General features: G+C 71.6%; 21 protein-coding genes and 1 riboswitch. Of the genes, 11 read left to right on the plus strand and 10 right to left on the minus strand.

Going from position 1 to position 17666, the window contains the following annotated elements; genetic code table 11:
* Positions 1-21: 21 nt before the first annotated feature.
* Complete coding sequence (locus ACFZDJ_RS12640; RefSeq protein ID WP_391058322.1) at positions 22-708, minus strand: alpha/beta fold hydrolase; 687 nt, start codon at positions 706-708, stop codon at positions 22-24.
* Between the two features lie 114 nt (positions 709-822).
* Here ACFZDJ_RS12640 and ACFZDJ_RS12645 point away from each other — a divergent pair, with 114 nt between their 5' ends.
* Entirely contained in the window at positions 823-2991 is a 2169-nt protein-coding gene (locus ACFZDJ_RS12645; RefSeq protein ID WP_391058325.1) for a LuxR C-terminal-related transcriptional regulator, read from the plus strand.
* Positions 2992-3082: 91 nt separating this feature from the next.
* On the opposite strand, the gene bioD is transcribed toward ACFZDJ_RS12645, so the two are convergent.
* Genes bioD through bioB form a run of 3 tightly spaced genes read right to left on the minus strand, consistent with a single transcriptional unit; the run spans position 3083 to position 6306 of the window.
* On the minus strand, positions 3083-3808 hold the full coding sequence (gene bioD / locus ACFZDJ_RS12650; RefSeq protein WP_391058327.1) for a dethiobiotin synthase: 726 nt from the start codon (positions 3806-3808) through the stop codon (positions 3083-3085).
* Between the two features lies 1 nt (position 3809).
* Positions 3810-5108, minus strand: coding sequence for an adenosylmethionine--8-amino-7-oxononanoate transaminase (locus ACFZDJ_RS12655; RefSeq protein WP_391058330.1), 1299 nt, complete (start codon positions 5106-5108; stop codon positions 3810-3812).
* Positions 5101-6306 carry a biotin synthase BioB gene (bioB, locus tag ACFZDJ_RS12660; protein WP_391058333.1) on the minus strand — a complete coding sequence of 402 codons (1206 nt, stop codon included), beginning with the start codon at positions 6304-6306 and terminating at the stop codon, positions 5101-5103. The genes ACFZDJ_RS12655 and bioB overlap by 8 nt, the downstream gene beginning before the upstream one ends.
* A gap of 186 nt (positions 6307-6492) precedes the next feature.
* Between bioB and ACFZDJ_RS12665 the strand changes: the two genes are divergently transcribed.
* Complete coding sequence (locus tag ACFZDJ_RS12665) at positions 6493-7653, plus strand: aminotransferase class I/II-fold pyridoxal phosphate-dependent enzyme (RefSeq protein ID WP_391058335.1); 1161 nt, start codon at positions 6493-6495, stop codon at positions 7651-7653.
* On the opposite strand, the gene ACFZDJ_RS12670 is transcribed toward ACFZDJ_RS12665, so the two are convergent.
* Together ACFZDJ_RS12670 and ACFZDJ_RS12675 are read right to left on the minus strand one after the other, a co-directional pair.
* Positions 7610-7834: a DUF397 domain-containing protein gene (locus ACFZDJ_RS12670; protein WP_099940115.1), complete on the minus strand. Its 225-nt coding sequence runs from the start codon at positions 7832-7834 to the stop codon at positions 7610-7612. The two genes, ACFZDJ_RS12665 and ACFZDJ_RS12670, sit on opposite strands and share 44 nt — an antisense overlap.
* Before the next feature lie 12 nt (positions 7835-7846).
* Positions 7847-8704, minus strand: a complete 858-nt coding sequence (locus ACFZDJ_RS12675; protein WP_390937284.1) for a Scr1 family TA system antitoxin-like transcriptional regulator — start codon at positions 8702-8704, stop codon at positions 7847-7849.
* 212 nt (positions 8705-8916) lie between these two features.
* On the opposite strand from ACFZDJ_RS12675, the gene ACFZDJ_RS12680 reads away from it, so the two are divergent.
* Both ACFZDJ_RS12680 and ACFZDJ_RS12685 read left to right on the plus strand, forming a co-directional pair.
* Positions 8917-9375, plus strand: coding sequence for an ATP-binding protein (locus tag ACFZDJ_RS12680; protein WP_054228985.1), 459 nt, complete (start codon positions 8917-8919; stop codon positions 9373-9375).
* 17 nt (positions 9376-9392) lie between these two features.
* Positions 9393-9608 (plus strand): hypothetical protein, encoded by a 216-nt coding sequence (locus tag ACFZDJ_RS12685; RefSeq protein WP_391058338.1) that lies wholly within the window; start codon positions 9393-9395, stop codon positions 9606-9608.
* A 40-nt stretch (positions 9609-9648) separates the two neighbouring features.
* Here the strand turns inward: ACFZDJ_RS12685 and ACFZDJ_RS12690 are convergent, their stop codons facing one another.
* The 4 genes from ACFZDJ_RS12690 to ACFZDJ_RS12705 all read right to left on the minus strand — a co-directional run bounded on the left by ACFZDJ_RS12690 (position 9649) and on the right by ACFZDJ_RS12705 (position 12238).
* Positions 9649-10170: a DUF6328 family protein gene (locus ACFZDJ_RS12690; RefSeq protein WP_384907613.1), complete on the minus strand. Its 522-nt coding sequence runs from the start codon at positions 10168-10170 to the stop codon at positions 9649-9651.
* 89 nt (positions 10171-10259) lie between these two features.
* Positions 10260-10733 carry a C40 family peptidase gene (locus ACFZDJ_RS12695; RefSeq protein ID WP_054228982.1) on the minus strand — a complete coding sequence of 158 codons (474 nt, stop codon included), beginning with the start codon at positions 10731-10733 and terminating at the stop codon, positions 10260-10262.
* A 3-nt stretch (positions 10734-10736) separates the two neighbouring features.
* A riboswitch (cyclic di-AMP (ydaO/yuaA leader) is annotated at positions 10737-10922 on the minus strand.
* A gap of 346 nt (positions 10923-11268) precedes the next feature.
* Positions 11269-11574 (minus strand): hypothetical protein, encoded by a 306-nt coding sequence (locus ACFZDJ_RS12700; protein ID WP_101407848.1) that lies wholly within the window; start codon positions 11572-11574, stop codon positions 11269-11271.
* Positions 11575-11581: 7 nt separating this feature from the next.
* Positions 11582-12238 carry an ATP-dependent Clp protease proteolytic subunit gene (locus tag ACFZDJ_RS12705; RefSeq protein ID WP_384907610.1) on the minus strand — a complete coding sequence of 219 codons (657 nt, stop codon included), beginning with the start codon at positions 12236-12238 and terminating at the stop codon, positions 11582-11584.
* A 201-nt stretch (positions 12239-12439) separates the two neighbouring features.
* On the opposite strand from ACFZDJ_RS12705, the gene ACFZDJ_RS12710 reads away from it, so the two are divergent.
* The 7 genes from ACFZDJ_RS12710 to ACFZDJ_RS12740 all read left to right on the plus strand — a co-directional run bounded on the left by ACFZDJ_RS12710 (position 12440) and on the right by ACFZDJ_RS12740 (position 17575).
* Positions 12440-12718 (plus strand): type II toxin-antitoxin system Phd/YefM family antitoxin, encoded by a 279-nt coding sequence (locus ACFZDJ_RS12710; RefSeq protein ID WP_384907608.1) that lies wholly within the window; start codon positions 12440-12442, stop codon positions 12716-12718.
* A gap of 258 nt (positions 12719-12976) precedes the next feature.
* Entirely contained in the window at positions 12977-13279 is a 303-nt protein-coding gene (locus ACFZDJ_RS12715; RefSeq protein WP_168506700.1) for an urease subunit gamma, read from the plus strand.
* Positions 13280-13295: 16 nt separating this feature from the next.
* Positions 13296-13607: an urease subunit beta gene (locus ACFZDJ_RS12720; protein WP_384907606.1), complete on the plus strand. Its 312-nt coding sequence runs from the start codon at positions 13296-13298 to the stop codon at positions 13605-13607.
* Positions 13600-15321 (plus strand): urease subunit alpha, encoded by a 1722-nt coding sequence (locus tag ACFZDJ_RS12725; RefSeq protein WP_384907604.1) that lies wholly within the window; start codon positions 13600-13602, stop codon positions 15319-15321. The genes ACFZDJ_RS12720 and ACFZDJ_RS12725 overlap by 8 nt, the downstream gene beginning before the upstream one ends.
* Positions 15321-15995 (plus strand): urease accessory UreF family protein, encoded by a 675-nt coding sequence (locus tag ACFZDJ_RS12730; protein ID WP_390937294.1) that lies wholly within the window; start codon positions 15321-15323, stop codon positions 15993-15995. The genes ACFZDJ_RS12725 and ACFZDJ_RS12730 overlap by 1 nt, the downstream gene beginning before the upstream one ends.
* A 138-nt stretch (positions 15996-16133) precedes the next feature.
* Positions 16134-16817 carry an urease accessory protein UreG gene (gene ureG / locus ACFZDJ_RS12735; RefSeq protein ID WP_168506694.1) on the plus strand — a complete coding sequence of 228 codons (684 nt, stop codon included), beginning with the start codon at positions 16134-16136 and terminating at the stop codon, positions 16815-16817.
* The gene (locus tag ACFZDJ_RS12740) at positions 16814-17575 is read left to right on the plus strand and encodes an urease accessory protein UreD (RefSeq protein WP_390937298.1); all 762 of its coding nucleotides are present in this window, start codon (positions 16814-16816) and stop codon (positions 17573-17575) included. The genes ureG and ACFZDJ_RS12740 overlap by 4 nt, the downstream gene beginning before the upstream one ends.
* Positions 17576-17666 lie beyond the last annotated feature (91 nt).

Raw genomic sequence — 17666 nt, forward strand, 5'->3', positions numbered from 1 at the left:
TACACCGGCCGGCCGCACACGTCAGGCGATGAAGTCGCGCACCTGTTCGTAGACGCCGTAGGCGTTGTTCATGTCGGTGTGCGAGATGCAGCCGGCCTCCACATTGGTGGCGCCGCTCAGGATCGCGCTGGTGTCCGGGTTGATCAGCTCGTCGCAGTTCGACCAGTAACTGGCGTACGAGACACTGCCCGGCGTCTCGTCGCCGGAGTTCAGCGCGGTCAGGAACGAACTGCCGGTGTACATCTCGGCGCACGAGGTGTAGAGCCACGTGCACCAGCTCGCGACCGTGGTTCCGTGGTTCACCCCGGCGGTGGACACGAAGTCGTCGACGTACGAGGTCCCGCCGAGGTTCTTGAGGTAGTAGCGGGCGCTGAGCGCACCCATGGAGTGGACGACCAGGTCCACCTTCGACGCGCCGGTCTGCGTGAGGACGTTCTTTACCTCGGTGGAGAGCTGCTGGGCCGTGGTCACGTTCGACTGTCCCCAGTCGTACGACCACGCGAACAGTTCGGAGCCGCTGTAGCCGTCGGCCTTGAAGTCGGCGATCCAGTCGTCCCAACTGCTCGCCGAACTGCTCAGGCCGTGCACGAAGATGACGGGGTTGTGGGTCGCGGCCCGGGCGGGGACCGCGGACAGGGAGAGCGACACTAGGAGCGCTGCGACCACGGCGGAGAAGAACGTGGCGATGCGACGCAAGCGGCGTTGCATGGTGCCTCCAGACAAGGGTGGGGTGCCTGGAGTGTCAGCCGGGGTCTACGCGCGCCGCATCGGCGAAATCGCCGGTCTTTACTTGCCAGTTAACTCACCAGTAACGTCATTCGCGTGGTGACTTCGGTGAACCCCGTACGCGGCCCCGCACAACCCGAGCTCGGCCCCTCGCTTCCCGAAGGCGTACGGGTACGGATCCTGCGCACCGCGCACGGCGACCGCCGCGCCGCCGCGAAACTCGCCTCCGCGCTGACCGAGCGTCAGCTGACCGGCCTCGACCCGCTGCCGGCACAGCCTCCCGTACTCCTGCGCGCGTACCGCCAGGAGGTCCGCGCCCTGCCCGACACCACCCGGCGCCTCCTGCTCCTGGCGGCGGCCGACCAGTACCCGGTCGACACCCACGCCTTCCTGCGGGCCGTCACCGCGGCCCGGCTCGACACCCGGCCCCTCGTCACCGCCGAGGTGGCCGGAGTCGCCCACGCCACGGCGGGCGGGATCGTCTTCCGCGATCCGTGGACCCGGATAGCGGCCTACGAGACCGCATCCGTGACGGACCGGCGCGCCGTCCACCTCCTGCTCGCCCGGGTCCTGCGCGGCGAGGGGGAGTCACCCCGGCGGTCCTGGCACCGGGGCGCCGCCGCCCTCGGCCCCAGCCGACGCCTCGCCGCCGAACTCAGGGCGGCTGCCCACACCGCGCGCACCGCGGGCGACCACGCCCTGGCCTGCGCCCTCGTCGAACGCGCCGCCGCGCTGTCCCCCGAGCCGAGCGAGCGGGCCCGGCTGCTCGCCCGCGCCGCCGCCGACGCCTGGCGGTCCGGCGACGCCGACCGTGCCCGCCGGCTCGTCGCCGCCACCGACGACGACGCCCTGGGCGGTCTGCTCGCGCTGCGCGCGGGCAACGCGACGGACGCGTTCGACGCGCTGCTGACAGCCGCGGTGCGCTACGCCGACGACGGGCCGGGGCCGGCCCGTACGGACCACCCCCACCACGCCGCCGTCCACCTCCTCGCCCGCGCCACCGAAGCCGCGATCTACACCGGCGACCTGCGCCGATGCCGGGAGGCGGCGGCCGTCGCCGACCGGCTCGGGATCGTGCCGCCCGGCACGCTGGGCGGGCTGGCCGCGGCGTTCGAGGGCCGGTACGACGACGCGCGCGATCTGCTGAAGGCGGCGGCCGGGCGCTGCGGTCCCGGGGGCGACCCCACCCTGCTGATCCACTCCGGGATCGCCGCACTCATGCTCGGCGACCACACCGCGGCCGCCACCGCCACCGTCCGGGCCGCCGCCTCCGCCCGGGCCGGGGGAGACGGGGTCACCGTTCCCCAGGCCATGGAGTTCCGGGCGTACGCCGACTTCTGGACCGGTCGGCCACGAGCCGCCGAGGCCGCCACCCTGGAGGCCCTGCGCCAGGCGTACACCACCGGCCAGGACAACGGGGCCTGCCATCTGCAGGCGGCCCTCGCGATGTTCGCCGCGGTCACCGGCGACGAGGACGTCTGCCGGGAGCGCGCCGAGGCCGCCCGCTCCTACGCCCTCGCACGCGGGCTGGGCCTGCCCGCCGCGCTGGCCCTGTTCGCGCTCGCCTTCCTCGACCTGAGCACCGGCCGCTTCGCCGCCTCCGCGGCCCGGCTGCGCGCCCTCGCCGGATTCGGCCCCGGGCACGGGCACCGGGCCATCCGTCACATCGCCACACCGCACTACGTCGAGGCCGCCGTCCGCACCGGCGACACACGCGTCGCCCGGGCCGCCCACGCCGACTACGACCACTGGGCGCGTACCGTGCGCAGCCCCGACGACCTGGCGCTCAGCGCCCGCTGCCGGGCCCTGCTCGCCTCCGGCGCGGAGGCCGTCGAGCACTACCGCACCGCCCTCGACCTGCACGCCTCGGGCACCCGTGACTTCGAACGCGCCCGCACGGAGCTGCTGTTCGGCGGTGCGCTACGGCGACTGCGGCACCGGACGGAGGCCCGCGACCGGCTGCACAGCGCCCTCGAGGCGTTCGAGCACTTCGGTTCGCCGCAGTGTGCGGCGGCGGCGCGGACCGAACTCCGTGTCCTGGGGGAGCCCGCCTCCCCGGTGCGGGGCGCCGACGACCTCGTCGCCCGCCTCACCGCGCAGCAGTTGATGGTCGCGCGCATGGCGGCCGACGGGGCGACCAACCGGGAGATCGCGGCGCGGTTGCTGCTCAGTCCGCGGACGATTGATCACCATCTGCGCGGGGTGTTCGCGAGGTTGGGGATTCGGTCGCGGATCGAGCTGGTGCGGTTGTTGGGGGAGGGGTGAGGGGGGCTTGGTGTCGTTGGTCGGCTGCGGGTGGGTCGTGGCTGGTCGCGCCCACGCGGCAGAGCCGCATAGTGTCACAGCCCCGCGCCCCTTACGGGGCGCCTGCTGCCTGCGTCGAGTGGAAAGTGTGCGTATTCCAGCCCCCCCCGAGCCGCGGCGCCAGCCAGCTCGGCGCGTCCGCACGGAAGTCGGTGACGTCAAAGGCACCTGCCCCCGCGGGCAGCGCGCCCAGGAGCGGGGCTTCGGCCACGAGGGGCAGGTCCGCGAGGTTGCAACGCGATGCCAGGTCGGGGGAGTCGGGCCAGCTGCCGATGACGATTCCCGCCAAGTCAAGACCCCGACGCCGCAGTTCACGAGCCGTCAGCTCGGTGGTGTTCAGGGTGCCGAGGCCCGCTGATGCCACCACCAGCACCGGCGCGTCCAGCAGGCTCGCCGCGTCCGCCAGCGTGCCGCCCTCGTCGTCGAAGCGGACGAGGAGACCGCCCGCTCCCTCGACCAGCACGAGGTCGTGCTCGGTGGCCAGTTTGGCCGCCGCCTCCGCCACCGCGACCGGGCGTACGGGGGGCAGGGAGGCCCGCCGCGCGGCCGTCGCGGGAGCCAGCGGCTCCGGATAGCGGGCGAGTTCGAGCGTCGTCACGGCGCCCGCGAGCCGGGCCACCTCGTCGGCGTCCCCGCGCTCGTCCGGGCGTACACCCGTCTGCGCCGGCTTGAGGACGGCAACGGAGCGTCCGGCCGCGACGGCCGTGGCGGCGACGGCGGCCGTCGTGACCGTCTTGCCGACCTCGGTGCCCGTCCCCGTGATCACCAGAACCGCCATGTCATCCCTCCCGCGCCGCCGCGCACACCGCGCGCGCGATCCGTGCCAGGTCCGCGTCACCCGTGACGTACGGCGGCATCGTGTAGACGAGGTCGCGGAACGGGCGCAGCCACACGCCCTCGCGCACGGCCGCCGCCGTGGCCGCCAACATGTCGACCTCGTGGTCGAGCTGGACGACGCCGATCGCGCCCAGGACACGTACGTCCCGGACACCCGGCAGCGAGGACGCCGCCGCCAGCCCGTCCCGCAGACCCGCCTCGATCCGCTTGACCTCGGTCTGCCAGTCCTGTCCGAGCAGCAGGTCGATCGAGGCGCAGGCCACCGCGGCGGCCAGCGGATTGCCCATGAAGGTCGGGCCGTGAGCCAGGACCGGGACCTCACCGCGTGAGATGCCCTCGGCCACCCGTGCCGTGCAGAGCGTCGCCGCCATCGTCATATAGCCGCCGGTCAGCGCCTTGCCGACGCACATCACGTCCGGCGTGACGCCGGCGTGCTCCGCGGCGAACAGAGCGCCCGTACGGCCGAAGCCGGTCGCGATCTCGTCGAGGACGAGCAGCACGTCGTGCGCGTCGCACGCCTCCCGCAGCACCCGCAGATACGCCGGGGAGTGAAACCGCATCCCGCCCGCGCCCTGTACCACCGGCTCCACGATCACCGCGGCGAGCTCGTCGGCGTGCCGCCCGATCAGCTCGCGCAGATGGTCGGCGTACGACTCCTCGTACTCGACCGGAGGGGTGTCGGCGAACACCTGGCGCTGGAGCACGCCCTGCCACAGCTCGTGCATCCCGCCCTCGGGGTCGCACACCGACATCGGCTGCCAGGTGTCCCCGTGGTAGCCGCCGCGCCAGGTCAGCAGCCGCTGCTTGCCCGGCTGGCCGAGCGAGCGCCAGTGCTGGAGGCACATCTTGACCGCGACCTCGACCGACACCGAGCCGGAGTCGGCGAGAAAGACGTGCTCCAGGCCCTCGGGCGTGATGTCGACCAGGCGCTTCGCCAGCCGTACGGCGGGCTCGTGCGTGAGCCCGCCGAACATGACATGGCTCATGCGCTCCAGCTGGTCGCGCGCCGCGTCGTTGAGGACCGGGTGGTTGTAGCCGTGGATGGCCGACCACCAGGACGACATGCCGTCGACCAGTTCACCCGAGCCGTCCGCCAGCCGCAGGCGTACCCCGCTCGCCGACTCCACGACGAGGGGCTCCTGGCGGCCGGGCATGGGGCCGTACGGATGCCAGACGTGCCGCCGGTCCAGCTCCAGCAGGTCGCGCACGGGCAGCGTGGAGGGCTCGGACCGGTCAGGCATTGGGGGCGAGGTCCGTCCCGGCACCTCGGCGGCGTACGGCGACGAGATCCGTACGCGCCTCGGAGGGCTGCTCCTCCTTGGCCTGCGCCTGCACGGAACCGCAGACGCCGCCGCCCTCGTGCGAGCCGCACCCGGCGTCCGTGTGCGAGCCGCACCCGGCCTCGGCGTGGGCACCGCAGCCGGCGCCCGCCGTCACGCGGTGCTCCGGCAGGGTCACCTCGCCCGCGCCCTCCACCTCGAACCCGGCGTCCGCGATCATCTCCAGGTCGGCCTTGCCCGCCTGGCCCTCGCTGGTGAGGTAGTCGCCGAGGAAGATCGAGTTGGCCAGGTTGAGGGCGAGCGGCTGCATCGTGCGGAGGTGGACCTCGCGGCCGCCCGCGATGCGGACCTCCACGTCCGGACAGACGAAACGGACCATGGCCAGGATGCGCAGGCACCGCTGCGGGGTGAGGTTCCACTCCTTGGCGAGCGGGGTGCCCTCGAAGGGGATCAGGAAGTTCACCGGAACGGAGTCCGGGTCGAGCTCGCGCAGCGAGTAGACGACGTCGACGAGGTCCTCGTCCGACTCGCCCATGCCCGCGATCAGACCCGAGCAGGCCGACAGACCGGCCGCGTGCGCCTTTTGGACTGTTTCCACCCGGTCGGCGTACGTGTGCGTGGTCGTGATGTCCCCGTACGTCCCCTCGGACGTGTTCAGGTTGTGGTTGTAGGCGTCCGCGCCCGCCTCGCGCAGCCGCTCGGCCTGGCCGTCGGAGAGCAGGCCGAGGCAGGCGCACACCTCGACGTTCTCGTGTCGGTCCTTGATCGCCTTGATGGTGTCGGAGACCCGGTCCACGTCACGGTCCGTCGGACCGCGGCCGCTGGCCACCAGGCAGACCCGCTTGGCGCCCCCGGCGAGCCCGGCCGCCGCGGCCTGCGAGGCCTGGTCGGGCTTGAGCCAGGTGTACTTGAGGATGTCGGCCTTGGAGCCGAGGCGCTGCGAGCAGTACGAGCAGTCCTCGGGGCACAGACCGGACTTCAGATTGACCAGATAGTTGAGTTTCACTCGACGGCCGAACCAGTGCCGGCGGACTTTTCCGGCCGCGGCCACCACGTCGAGCACGTCGTCGTCGGACGTGGCCAGCACGGCCAGCGCCTCGTCACGGGTCGGCAGCTCGCGCCGAAGCCCCTTGTCCACCAGCGTGTTCAGCAGGTCCATGAGATCCGATCCTGACGTATGCGAGCCGCTGCGGCCAAGGAGAGTTTGCACAACAGAGACGGTTCGACGTGTGGGTATTGCCACATCATGGGCGCCGCGTCGTCCCGCTAGGGTCTGTGCACTGCCTACAAAACGACCACCCTCATGACCCCCTCACGACCACTCTCAGGGCCCGGAGGCACCAGCATGGCCGGATCGCCGTTCGCGTGGATCGACGAGCAGGCGTACCAGCGCCGGCAGGCCGGACTCGTCCGTACCCTGCGCCCCCGCGCCGCCGACTCACCCCTTCTCGATCTGGCGAGCAACGACTACCTCGGGATGGCCCGCCACCCCGAGATCACGGAGGCCGCCGCGGCGGCCGCCCGCCGCTGGGGCGCCGGCGCGACCGGCTCGCGGCTCGTCTCCGGCACGACCGAACTTCACGGCGAACTCGAACGCGAGCTCGCCGACTTCTGCGGCTTCGAGTCCGCGCTCGTCCTCTCCTCCGGCTACGCGGCCAACCTCGCCGCCGTGACCACGCTCGCGCCGCACGGCTCGCTGGTCGTCTCGGACGCGGGCAACCACGCCTCCCTCATCGACGGCTGCCGGCTCGCCCGGGGTGCGACCCAGGTCGTGGCGCACGCCGACCCCGAAGCCGTACGCAAGGCGCTGGGCACGCACGAGGGTCCCGCCGTCGCCGTGTCCGACACGGTCTTCTCGGTGGACGGCGACGCGGCCCCGCTGGCCGAACTCGCCACCGCCTGCCGCGAGCACGGCGCGGCGCTGCTCGTCGACGACGCGCACGGGCTGGGCGTCCTGGGTGACGGCGGCCGGGGCGCCCCGCAGGCCGCGGGGCTCGCGGGTGCCCCGGACGTGGTCGTGACCGTCACGCTCTCCAAGTCGTTCGGCAGCCAGGGCGGCGCCGTCCTCGGCCCCGCCGCGGTCATCGACCACCTGGTCAACGCGGCGCGCACCTTCATCTTCGACACCGGTCTCGCGCCCGCGGCGGCGGGCGCGGCCCTCGCGGCGCTCAGGCTGCTGCGCCGTGAGCCGGAGCGCGCCGCCCGGGCCCGTGAGGTGGCGACGGCGCTGCACACCCGGCTGACCGCCGAGGGCCTGGAAGCCGTACGACCGGACGCCGCCGTGGTCTCCGTGCGCGCGCCGTCCCCCGAACAGGCCGTGCGGTGGGCCGCCGACTGCCGGGAAGCGGGACTCGCCGTCGGCTGCTTCCGCCCCCCGTCCGTGCCGGACGGCATCTCACGGCTGCGGCTGACCGCCCGCGCTGACCTCACCGACGCGCAGATCGAGCACGCCGTCGGCGTGATCAGCTCAGTCCGGCGACAAAGCCCTCCCAGCTCGCGGGAGTGAAGAGCAGGGCGGGGCCGGCCTTGTTCTTGGAATCGCGCACCGCGACCAGTCCGGCCCAGGGTCCTGGGCCGGGTCGGGCCGTCTCGACGCAGTTGTTCATTCCCGTACTGCGGCTGCTGCGCAGCCATCGCACGTCGCGGAGTGAAGTACTGGAACGTACGTACCGAGGCAGTGCAGTCATGGGGGTGCCTCCTTACGCGCCGTCACCTATCCCGGCGATGTAGTCCAACGAGTCCTCGGGCGAAAGGGCGTGGAACTGAAGGGCGTTGAAGGCCTCGGTGTAGGCCTGAAGGTCTTCTTTCCGTTCGAGATAGAGGCTACTCGTCAAGTGGTCGAGAACAACCACATCCAGATCAGTTGTGTTCGGAAATGAGAAGATAACGAAAGGCCCGGTGACGCCGATATGGGCTCCGGCGGCGAACGGCAGGACCTGAAGCCGCACTTGAGGCAGGACGGCCGCCTCTCGCAGACGCTCCAGTTGCCGAGCCATCACCTCCGGGCCGCCGACCTCGCGTTTTAACACGGCCTCGTCCAGGACCGCGGTCAGTTCCAGCGGCGGGTCCGAACGCAGGACGTCCTGCCGGGCGAGGCGCACCTCGACGAGCGCGTCGAGTTTGTCGTCCTCCAGGCCTCCGACGGCGACCCGGGTCACCTCCCGCGCGTACTCGGGTGTTTGGAGCAGTCCGGGTACCACCGAGGTCTCCAGCGTGCGCATGTCGCTGGCCTGGGACTCCAGACTGATGAAGTCGCGGTACGCGGGCGGCAGGACCCCGCGGTAGGCGTGCCACCAGTGGTGGCGCCCATTGCCCTCGGAGCCCGCGAGGCCGACCAGGAGCTCCCGTAACTCGGACTCCGTGACGGCGTAGGCGTCCAACAGGCGTTCCACGTCGGCCGGTTTCACCCCACTGATACCGGTCTCGATCCGGCTCACCTTCGACTGGTGCCAGCCGACGAGACGGGCCGCCTCCCCACTGGTGAGGCCCACACCGGCGCGCAGCGCGCGCAGTTCGGCACCGAGCTTGCGGCGGCGCACCGCGGGACCGTGCTGCATGGCCGTCCTCCTTACTCCTTCCGGGCCGCCCAAATACGCTCCGCCGTCGCAGAGTTCACCGCATCGAGCGACAGATATATGCATATCTCGGTGGATCGCACCCGTGACCGGCCCAGTGATGGCAGTCTGGCGCGAAGCACCAGTCCGGGACCGTACTCGAACCATCCGCTCCGTGTCGGACTCCGGTCCCGTGGGAAAGGGACGACGTCGCCATGGCAGACCACCAGGAAGCATCCGTCACTCTGCCGAGCGATCCCGCCTCGGTCTCCGCGGCCCGGAATTTCGTCGCCGATGTGCTGGCCGAATGGGGCCTGCCGTGCGACGCGGAAGTCGCGGACACCGTACGCCTGATCGTGTCAGAACTAGCCACCAACGCCGTCCAGCACACGTTCGGGCAGTCGCCCACCTTCACCGTGGACGTCCGGCTCGACCGAGACGAACACCTGCGGATCGGCGTCACCGACAGCCATCCGCGCTTTCCGAAACGCCTGCCTGCCGCCGTCCAGCAGGACAACGGGCGCGGCATGGTGATCATCCGCTGGCTGACCGCCGAATGCGGCGGCAGACTCGTCGTCCGGCCCACCCGCGAGGGCGGCAAGACGGTCGCCATCGAGCTGCCCTGGACGGTGCCGGCCCAGCCGGTGACGGCCGGCGGCCCACAAGAGCCCTGAGGAGCGGCTCAGTTGTCGTGTCTGATCAGCGCGGCGCGTCCGAAGGTGCCGCCGTCCTGGCCACCGTCTCCGGTGCGACCGCACTGTCCGGCCGGTCCGGTCGGCGGCAGCCGGGACGAATCGCCCGCGAGGGCGCTGCGGCCGCGCTCATCGCCCGACTGCCCGCGGGCACGAACCGCGCCAGCAGGCTGAGGAAGGTGATCGGCGCCTTCGGGTCGAGCGCGCGTTGCTGACGGACCCTGCCACAGCGGGCGGACGCCGGACGCCACGCGCTCACGGTTCTCGGTCCGGTGCTTCTTTCGGAGCCGCTGCCGCGCTGACGACCGTACGTTGCACCACGCGGGGCAGGACGCCCCACAGCGCCACACAGACGAGCAGGGTGCCCGCGCCCGAGGCGATCCCGGCGGCGCGTCCCAGTGCCACGTCCACGACGAGCAGCACCGATCCCGTCAGCGCCAGCATGAGCACGCCCATCCCGATCGTGGCCAGGACCGAGGAGACCCGCACGATGGTCGGCTTGGCGCCCTGCCGGAACAGCGACCTGTGCAGTGCGGCCGGCGCCGTGAAGAGCGCGGCGGCCACCACGGCCAGCAGGAGCGTGGTGACGTACGTGGCGCGCTGCACCGTGTCGAGGGACGGGAAGCGCGGAGTGAACGCCAGTGTCAGCAGGAACGCGAAGAGGATCTGCACACCGGTCTGCGTGACGCGCAGTTCCTGGAGCAGCTCGCCGAAGTTGCGATCGGCACGCTCGAGGGGCGTCTCGTTCCGCTCCTCGGGGGGAGGTCGTTCAGCCATGGTGAACGAGTAACCGGTCCGTCCACTTTTCACGCCCCGGGGGGTGGGACCCCGAGGGGGTGCCGGCCGGCGGCACCCCCTCGGGCAGGTCAGCTGACCCGGCCGTACCAGACGCTCTTCGTCCAGATCTTCTGCAGCTTCACGACCTCCCCGGTCTTCGGGGAGTGCCAGATCTTTCCCTTCCCGGCGTAGATGCCGACGTGGTACACGTTCCGGCCCGAGTGGAAGAACACCAGGTCTCCGGCCTTGCGATGGGACGCGGAGATGTGGTGCGTCTTGTTGTACTGCGCAGCGGCCGTACGAGGCAGCGTCTTGCCCGCCTTCTTGTACGAGTAGAGCGTCAGCCCGGAGCAGTCGAAGCGGCGTGGCCCGGCGGCGCCGTACTGGTACGGGGAGCCCTTCTTGGAAGCCGCGACCTGAAGTGCCTTCGTCGCCAAGGTGGCCGCTTCGGCGTCGGATGCGACGCCGGGAACCACAAGGCTGCCGCCCACGGCGGCGAGAGTGAGCGCCGAGGCCGTACCGGCCCGGGTCCACAGCGACGGGACACGATTGAGCGCAGTCATGCGCAACCCTTCGTCAGCCGCCTGTGAAGGATGACCTGTCGGATTCGGGCTGGCGAAGTAGCCCGGCCGCTTGCGCGGCTTCACCCCAAGGGCCGCCCGGATCTCTCCGGCGACCCGTCTTGCTGGGTCCTCCACTCCTGCCGATGCACTTCTGTCGACCGGTCATCCGGGCAGCGGCAGGACTCGGCGTCCGCCCGGACCGCCCCGCCGGTGTGGCGGGGGCTTGTCGTCGGAAGGGATCTTCACGCATGGTGGTCCGAAAATCCGAGCGGAACCGGCGATTTGTGGGGTTACTCACCACTCACCCGTTCGGGTGGACGACCCCCTGTTCGGGCGATGTTGGGGACATCGACGACGCGCCCACCAGCACCGGAGCATCTCATTCCGCCTCCGGGCCACGCGCGTTGCGCAACTTTTTCGGTTCCCCGAAGGGGTGTGTGAGTACTCCATCAGGGGGTACTCCATCTGGTCCGTTTGAACCCCGGGCCGGACGCCTCGCCGACTCGGCGCGCACGGCGGCCCGGGTGTGGAGGTGTCAGTTGTCGGCGTCGGGCGGCAGCGTGACGCGGGCCGCCCGTCGCTCACCGTCGAGGACGCGCAGGGCCTGTGCCAGCGTCGGCGCGTGCACCTCGCTCTCGCCGCGCTGGTGCATCAGCGCGAGGGCGTCCCGCAGCTCGCCGGCCTTGGCGACCAGCGCCTGGGCGGCGCGCAGCCCGCGGTAGGTGTCTCCGGGCCTGGCCGGGTTGATGCGGCCGAGCAGGTCGACCACGTCGAGGTAACGGTCGATCAACTCGGCCTCGGCTCGCGTCAGCGCGGGCAGCGGGGGCAGTTCGGGCACCATCGGCGGATCACCTCGCGTCGGGTGTGGCGTTCCTCGCACCGGGCGCGGTGCGCGAGGTCTTGCGGCTGGGGATGATCCCGTCCACCAGTCCGTACGCCAACGCGGCCTGAGCGTCCAGGATCTTGTCCCGCTCGATGTCGGCGGCGACCTGTTCAGGACTCTGCCCCGTGTGCCGTACGAGCATGTCCTCCAGCAGCCTTCGAGTGCGCATCAACTCCTCGGCCTGGAGGGCCAGATCGCTCGCCTGTCCCTGTACCGGCTCGGCAAGTGACGGCTGGTGGATCAGCACCCGGGCCCCCGGCAGCGCGAACCGCTTGCCCGGCGCGCCGCCGGCCAGCAGCACGGCGGCGGCCGACGCGGCCTGCCCCAGGCAGGTGGTCTCCACGTCGCAGCTGACGAACTGCATCGTGTCGTAGATCGCCGTCATCGCGCTGAACGAGCCGCCGGGAGAGTTGATGTACAGCGCGATGTCCTGGTCCGGCGCCAGGTATTCGAGGTGCATGAACTGCGCCATCACGTCGTTCGCCGAGGTGTCGTCGATCGGCGTCCCCAGGAACACGATCCGCTCGTCGAGCAACTTCGAGTACGGATCCAGGGTCCGGTGCCCCATGCTCGTCCGCTCGGTGAACTCGGGCAGGACATGACGGGCGGACGGTTCATTCATGGCACGCGCCTCCTCTGAGGGGTTCTGTAAAAAATGTACAGGACGTACAGAGTCCGGGAAGGCGGCTCGGCTGACAGCGAAAATCCCGTGCGCCGCCGGTGGAGACGGGCGCTCGATCGTGCGAACGGAACGTTTTCGGTGGAGCTGGACGAGATCGTCCGCTCTGTGGGGGTGCCGGGGGCCCGGTCTAAGCTGGTGGGCATGGCCTACGAGATTCCGGTGACGCAAGCCAGGGCTGAGCTCGCCGATCTGATCAACCGGGTGGTGTACGGAGGTGAGCGCGTCGTCGTGACGCGACACGGCAAGCCCCTCGTCGCCCTGGTCTCCGCCGCCGACCTGGAGCGGCTCGAGGAACTCCCGGAGTCCACCGAGGAACAGGTGGTCAGTTCCCTCTCCAGCGTCCGCGAGGTCGCGTCCGCCCCGCGTGAGCGCCAGCGCTTCGGCATCGCGGCCGAGCACCGGGGGCACGGCGCCTCGTAGGGCCCCGGCGACGGCGACGGCCGTGCCGCAGGGCAGGCGACCATCGCGCCGTATACGGTCGCAGCCACGGCCTCGTCCCGGGCGGCGGCCCCGACGACGGCCCAGGAGCGTCCACGTCGGTCATGAGTGGATCACAGCCGGGTTAACGTCCTTGAAACGACGGCCAACTAGCGTGCCCATCCATGCCACCAGGGGTTTTGGTGGCTGCGGCCACCGGACCCCGCACGGTCCGGAGCGAGGACTGTGAGGTGGGACGCCGTGCAACTGACCCCGCACGAGCAAGAGAGGCTGCTGATCCATGTGGCCGCCGACGTGGCCGAGAAGCGACGGGCCCGCGGGCTCAAACTGAACCACCCCGAGGCGGTCGCCCTCATCACGTCGCACATCCTCGAAGGCGCGCGCGACGGCCGTACGGTCGCCGAGCTGATGTCCTCCGGGCGCAAGATCCTCACCCGGGACGACGTCATGGACGGCATCCCCGAGATGATCCACGACGTCCAGGTCGAGGCGACCTTCCCGGACGGCACCAAGCTCGTCACCGTCCACGACCCGATCGTCTGACGGGGGAGCGAGAGCCGTGATTCCCGGAGAGATCCTGTTCGCCGACGGACCCGTCGCCTTCAACGAGGGACGCGAGGTCACCCGGCTGACCGTCCTCAACGCCGCCGACCGACCCATTCAGGTCGGCTCCCACTACCACTTCGCCGAGGCCAACCCCGGTCTGGACTTCGACCGCGCCGCCGCGCGCGGCAAGCGGCTCAACGTCGCGGCCGGCACCGCCGTGCGCTTCGAGCCCGGGATCCCCGTCGACGTCGAACTCGTTCCGCTCACCGGCGCCCGTGTCGTGCCCGGCCTGCGCGGGGAGACCGGAGGTGCCCTCGATGCCTGAGCTCTCGCGTGCCGCGTATGCCGACCTGTTCGGCCCCACCACCGGCGACCGCATCCGGCTCGCCGACACCGACCTGCTGATCGAGATCGAAGAGGATCGTTCCGGCGGCCCCGGGCTCGCCGGTGACGAGGCCGTCTTCGGCGGTGGCAAGGTCATCCGCGAATCCATGGGCCAGGCGCGCGCTACGCGCGCAGACGGCACTCCGGACACGGTCATCACGGGTGTCGTGATCGTCGACCACTGGGGGATCGTCAAGGCCGACGTCGGCATCCGCGACGGCCGGATCACCGGCATCGGCAAGGCCGGCAATCCGGACACCATGGACGGGGTCCACCCCGACCTCGTCATCGGCCCCGAGACCGAGATCATCGCGGGCAACGGACGGATCGTCACCGCGGGCGCCATCGACGCGCACGTCCACCTGATCTGTCCGCAGATCGCCGACGAGGCGCTCGCCTCCGGCATCACGACGCTGGTCGGCGGCGGCACCGGTCCCGCCGAGGGCTCGAAGGCGACGACGGTCACTCCCGGCCCCTGGCACCTCGCCCGGATGCTGGAGGCGATGGAGCAGTACCCGCTCAACTTCGGTCTGCTCGGCAAGGGCAACACCGTCTCGCGCGACGCGATGCTGTCGCAGATCCGGGGCGGGGCGCTCGGTCTCAAGCTGCACGAGGACTGGGGCTCCACGCCCGCCGTCATCGACGCCGCGCTGACCGTCGCCGACCGCACCGGCATCCAGGTCGCCATCCACACGGACACCCTGAACGAGGCCGGGTTCGTCGGCGACACGCTCGCCGCGATCGCCGGCCGCGGCATCCACGCCTACCACACCGAGGGCGCGGGCGGAGGGCACGCGCCGGACATCATGACCGTGGTCTCCGAGCCGCACATACTGCCCAGCTCCACCAACCCGACCCGGCCGTACACCGTCAACACCGCCGAGGAACACCTCGACATGCTGATGGTCTGCCACCACCTCAACGCGGCCGTCCCGGAGGACCTGGCCTTCGCCGAGTCCCGCATCCGGCCCTCCACCATCGGGGCCGAGGACATCCTGCACGACCTGGGCGCCATCTCGATCATCTCCTCCGACGCCCAGGCGATGGGCCGGGTCGGCGAGGTCATCATGCGGACCTGGCAGACGGCCCATGTGATGAAGCGGCGGCGCGGCGCCCTCCCCGGTGACGGGCGCGCGGACAACCACCGCGTACGTCGCTATGTCGCCAAGTACACGATCAACCCGGCGCTCGCGCAGGGCCTCGCCCGCGAGATCGGCTCCGTCGAGACCGGCAAGCTCGCCGACCTCGTGCTGTGGGAGCCCGCGTTCTTCGGGGTCAAGCCGCAGCTCGTCATCAAGGGCGGGCAGATCGCGTACGCGCAGATGGGCGACGCCAACGCGTCCATCCCGACCCCGCAGCCGATCCTGCCCCGGCCGATGTTCGGGGCGATCGGACGGGCACCGGCCTCGAACTCGTTCAACTTCGTGGCGCCGCTCGCCATCGAGGACGGGCTGCCGGAGCGGCTCTCGCTGGGGAAGCGGTTCGTGGCGATCGAGTCGACGCGTGGGGTGACCAAGGCCGACATGCGGGAGAACGACGCCCGGCCGCGGGTGCGGGTCGATCCCGACAGCTTCGCCGTGCACATCGACGGGGAGCTGGTCGAGGCCACACCGGCCTCAGAACTGCCCATGGCCCAGCGTTACTTCCTCTTCTGATGTCCCGCGCGGCACTACTCGTCCTGGCCGACGGCCGCTTCCCCGCCGGCGGGCACGCCCACTCCGGCGGGGCCGAGGCGGCTGTCAAGGCCGGGCGGATCAGCGGGGCGGAGAGCCTGGAGGACTTCTGCCGGGGACGACTGCACACGGCGGGGCTGGTGTCGGCCGCCCTGGCCGCGGCGGCCGCCCTCGGGGTCGATCCGGCGCTGCTGGACTCGGCCGCGGACGCGCGGACGCCGTCGCCGGCCCTGCGGGTCGCCGCGCGGCGGCTCGGGCGGCAGTTGATGCGGGCGGCTCGGGCGACCTGGCCGTCCGGGGAACTCGACGCGCTGGCGCGGGCCTTTCCCAAGGGAGCGCATCAGCCGGTCGTACTGGGGCTGGTGGCGCGGGCCGCCGGGCTCGGGCCCGAGGACGCCGCGTACTGCTCCGCGTACGAGAGCGTCAGCGGTCCGGCGACCGCGACGGTGCGGTTGCTGAGCCTAGATCCGTTCGATGCCACCGGGGTGCTGGCCCGGCTCGCGCCGGAGCTGGACGTCGTGGCGCGTGCGGCGGCCGACGCGGCGCGGAACGTGGCCGACGGCGGGGTCGACGTCTTGCCCTCGGCGTCGGCGCCATTGCTGGAGATCAGTGCGCAGGCGCATGCCGATTGGGCTGTACGGCTCTTCGCGTCGTAGGCGGATCGCCCCCCGTTCCCTCCCCTGGGGCTCCGCCCCCAGACCCCCGTATCGGCCTGAACGGCCTCGTCCTCAAACGCCGGACGGGCTGGATGGTGCCGGCCCGGGCCGAAGAACAGTTTGGAGCCGAAAGAAATCATGCATCTCGACCACGATCACTCCCACGACGGGGCCTCGGCTGTCAGTGCCGACGCCAGCCGGCCCGACGGCTCGCGGCGCGCTCTGCGCATCGGGCTCGGTGGGCCCGTCGGTTCCGGGAAGACGGCGACCGTCGCCGCGCTCTGCCGGGCACTGCGGGACGAGCTGTCGCTCGCGGTCGTCACGAACGACATCTACACCCGGGAGGACGCCGAGTTCCTGCTGCGGGAGGCCGTGCTGCCGCCGGAGCGGATCACCGCCGTGGAGACGGGGGCGTGCCCGCACACCGCGATCCGGGACGACATCTCCGCGAACCTCGAAGCGGTGGAGGACCTGGAGGACGAGGTGGGGCCGCTGGACCTCATCCTCGTCGAGTCCGGGGGTGACAACCTCACCGCGACGTTCTCCAGGGGACTGGTGGACGCGCAGGTCTTCGTCATCGACGTGGCGGGCGGGGACGACATTCCGCGCAAGGGCGGGCCCGGTGTCACCACCGCCGACCTGCTCGTCGTCAACAAGACCGACCTCGCGCCGTACGTGGGGTCCGACCTGGGACGCATGGCCGCCGACGCCAAGGCGCAGCGGGATGAGCTGCCCGTCGTCTTCCAGTCGCTGCGGACCGAGGCCGGGGTGACGGCCGTCGCGGACTGGGTGCGGGAACGGCTGACCGCGTGGACGGCGTGACCACAGCGGGAGTGCGGGCCACCGCACGGATCGGGGCACGGGCCGACGGGCGCGGCGGTACCGCGCTGCCCGTGCTGGAGGGAGAGGGGCCGCTCGCGCTGCGGCGCACCCGGGCGAGCGGGGACGAGGCACGCGTCATGCTCGTCGGAGCGATGAGCGGGCCGCTCGGCGGTGACCGCTTCGCCGTGGAGGCGGAGGTGGGGGAGGGGGCCCGGCTGCACGTCGGATCGGCCGCCGCGACCATCGCCCTGCCGGGACAGGCCAAGGGCGAGGCCCGTTACGATGTGCGGCTCGACGTGTCCGGCGGGGGTGAACTGCGCTGGCTGCCCGAGCAGTTGATCTCCGCCCAGGAGAGTGATCTGTATGTGTCCTCGCGCGTCGAGCTCCGGTCGGGCGCTCGGCTCGTCTTCCGGGAGGAGCAGGTGCTCGGGCGCGTCGGCGAGCAACCCGGACGGCTCACCAGTCGTCTTGTCGTGCGGCTCGACGGACGGCCGCTGCTGGACCAGGAGCTGTCGTGCGGCCCCGGCGCGCTCGGCGGCTGGGACGGCCCCGCGGTACTCGGGGGACATCGGGCTCTGGGTCAACTCGTCGTCGTACGGCCGGAGTTCGAGCGGGAGCCGCCGCAGGCGCGGCTGTTGGGGGAGTACGCGGCCCTCATGCCGCTCGCCGGGCCCGCGGCTCTGGTGAGCGCCCTGGCGCCGGACGCGCTGCGGCTGCGGCGGGTACTGGACGAGGCCTTGCGCGCACTCGACCGATAAGTCGATAAGTACTCTCCGCTCAACGGGACTTGGTGCTCCGGTTATCGGAATGGTAAAGAAGGCCGGTCACCCCTGTTCCCAGGGACCTCAC

Origin of the sequence: Streptomyces sp. NPDC007896, from assembly GCF_042959425.1 — a bacterium.
GTDB lineage: Bacteria > Actinomycetota > Actinomycetes > Streptomycetales > Streptomycetaceae > Streptomyces.

Excerpts from the sequence above, each read along its gene's own strand:
- ACFZDJ_RS12640 (WP_391058322.1), bottom strand. The coding sequence starts at position 708 with ATGCAACGCCGCTTGCGTCGCATCGCCACGTTCTTCTCCGCCGTGGTC.
- bioD (WP_391058327.1), bottom strand. The coding sequence starts at position 3,808 with ATGGCGGTTCTGGTGATCACGGGGACGGGCACCGAGGTCGGCAAGACG.
- ACFZDJ_RS12655 (WP_391058330.1), bottom strand. The coding sequence starts at position 5,108 with ATGCCTGACCGGTCCGAGCCCTCCACGCTGCCCGTGCGCGACCTGCTG.
- bioB (WP_391058333.1), bottom strand. The coding sequence starts at position 6,306 with ATGGACCTGCTGAACACGCTGGTGGACAAGGGGCTTCGGCGCGAGCTG.
- ACFZDJ_RS12665 (WP_391058335.1), top strand. The coding sequence starts at position 6,493 with ATGGCCGGATCGCCGTTCGCGTGGATCGACGAGCAGGCGTACCAGCGC.
- ACFZDJ_RS12670 (WP_099940115.1), bottom strand. The coding sequence starts at position 7,834 with ATGACTGCACTGCCTCGGTACGTACGTTCCAGTACTTCACTCCGCGAC.
- ACFZDJ_RS12675 (WP_390937284.1), bottom strand. The coding sequence starts at position 8,704 with ATGCAGCACGGTCCCGCGGTGCGCCGCCGCAAGCTCGGTGCCGAACTG.
- ACFZDJ_RS12680 (WP_054228985.1), top strand. The coding sequence starts at position 8,917 with ATGGCAGACCACCAGGAAGCATCCGTCACTCTGCCGAGCGATCCCGCC.
- ACFZDJ_RS12690 (WP_384907613.1), bottom strand. The coding sequence starts at position 10,170 with ATGGCTGAACGACCTCCCCCCGAGGAGCGGAACGAGACGCCCCTCGAG.
- ACFZDJ_RS12695 (WP_054228982.1), bottom strand. The coding sequence starts at position 10,733 with ATGACTGCGCTCAATCGTGTCCCGTCGCTGTGGACCCGGGCCGGTACG.
- ACFZDJ_RS12700 (WP_101407848.1), bottom strand. The coding sequence starts at position 11,574 with ATGGTGCCCGAACTGCCCCCGCTGCCCGCGCTGACGCGAGCCGAGGCC.
- ACFZDJ_RS12705 (WP_384907610.1), bottom strand. The coding sequence starts at position 12,238 with ATGAATGAACCGTCCGCCCGTCATGTCCTGCCCGAGTTCACCGAGCGG.
- ACFZDJ_RS12710 (WP_384907608.1), top strand. The coding sequence starts at position 12,440 with ATGGCCTACGAGATTCCGGTGACGCAAGCCAGGGCTGAGCTCGCCGAT.
- ACFZDJ_RS12725 (WP_384907604.1), top strand. The coding sequence starts at position 13,600 with ATGCCTGAGCTCTCGCGTGCCGCGTATGCCGACCTGTTCGGCCCCACC.
- ACFZDJ_RS12730 (WP_390937294.1), top strand. The coding sequence starts at position 15,321 with ATGTCCCGCGCGGCACTACTCGTCCTGGCCGACGGCCGCTTCCCCGCC.
- ureG (WP_168506694.1), top strand. The coding sequence starts at position 16,134 with ATGCATCTCGACCACGATCACTCCCACGACGGGGCCTCGGCTGTCAGT.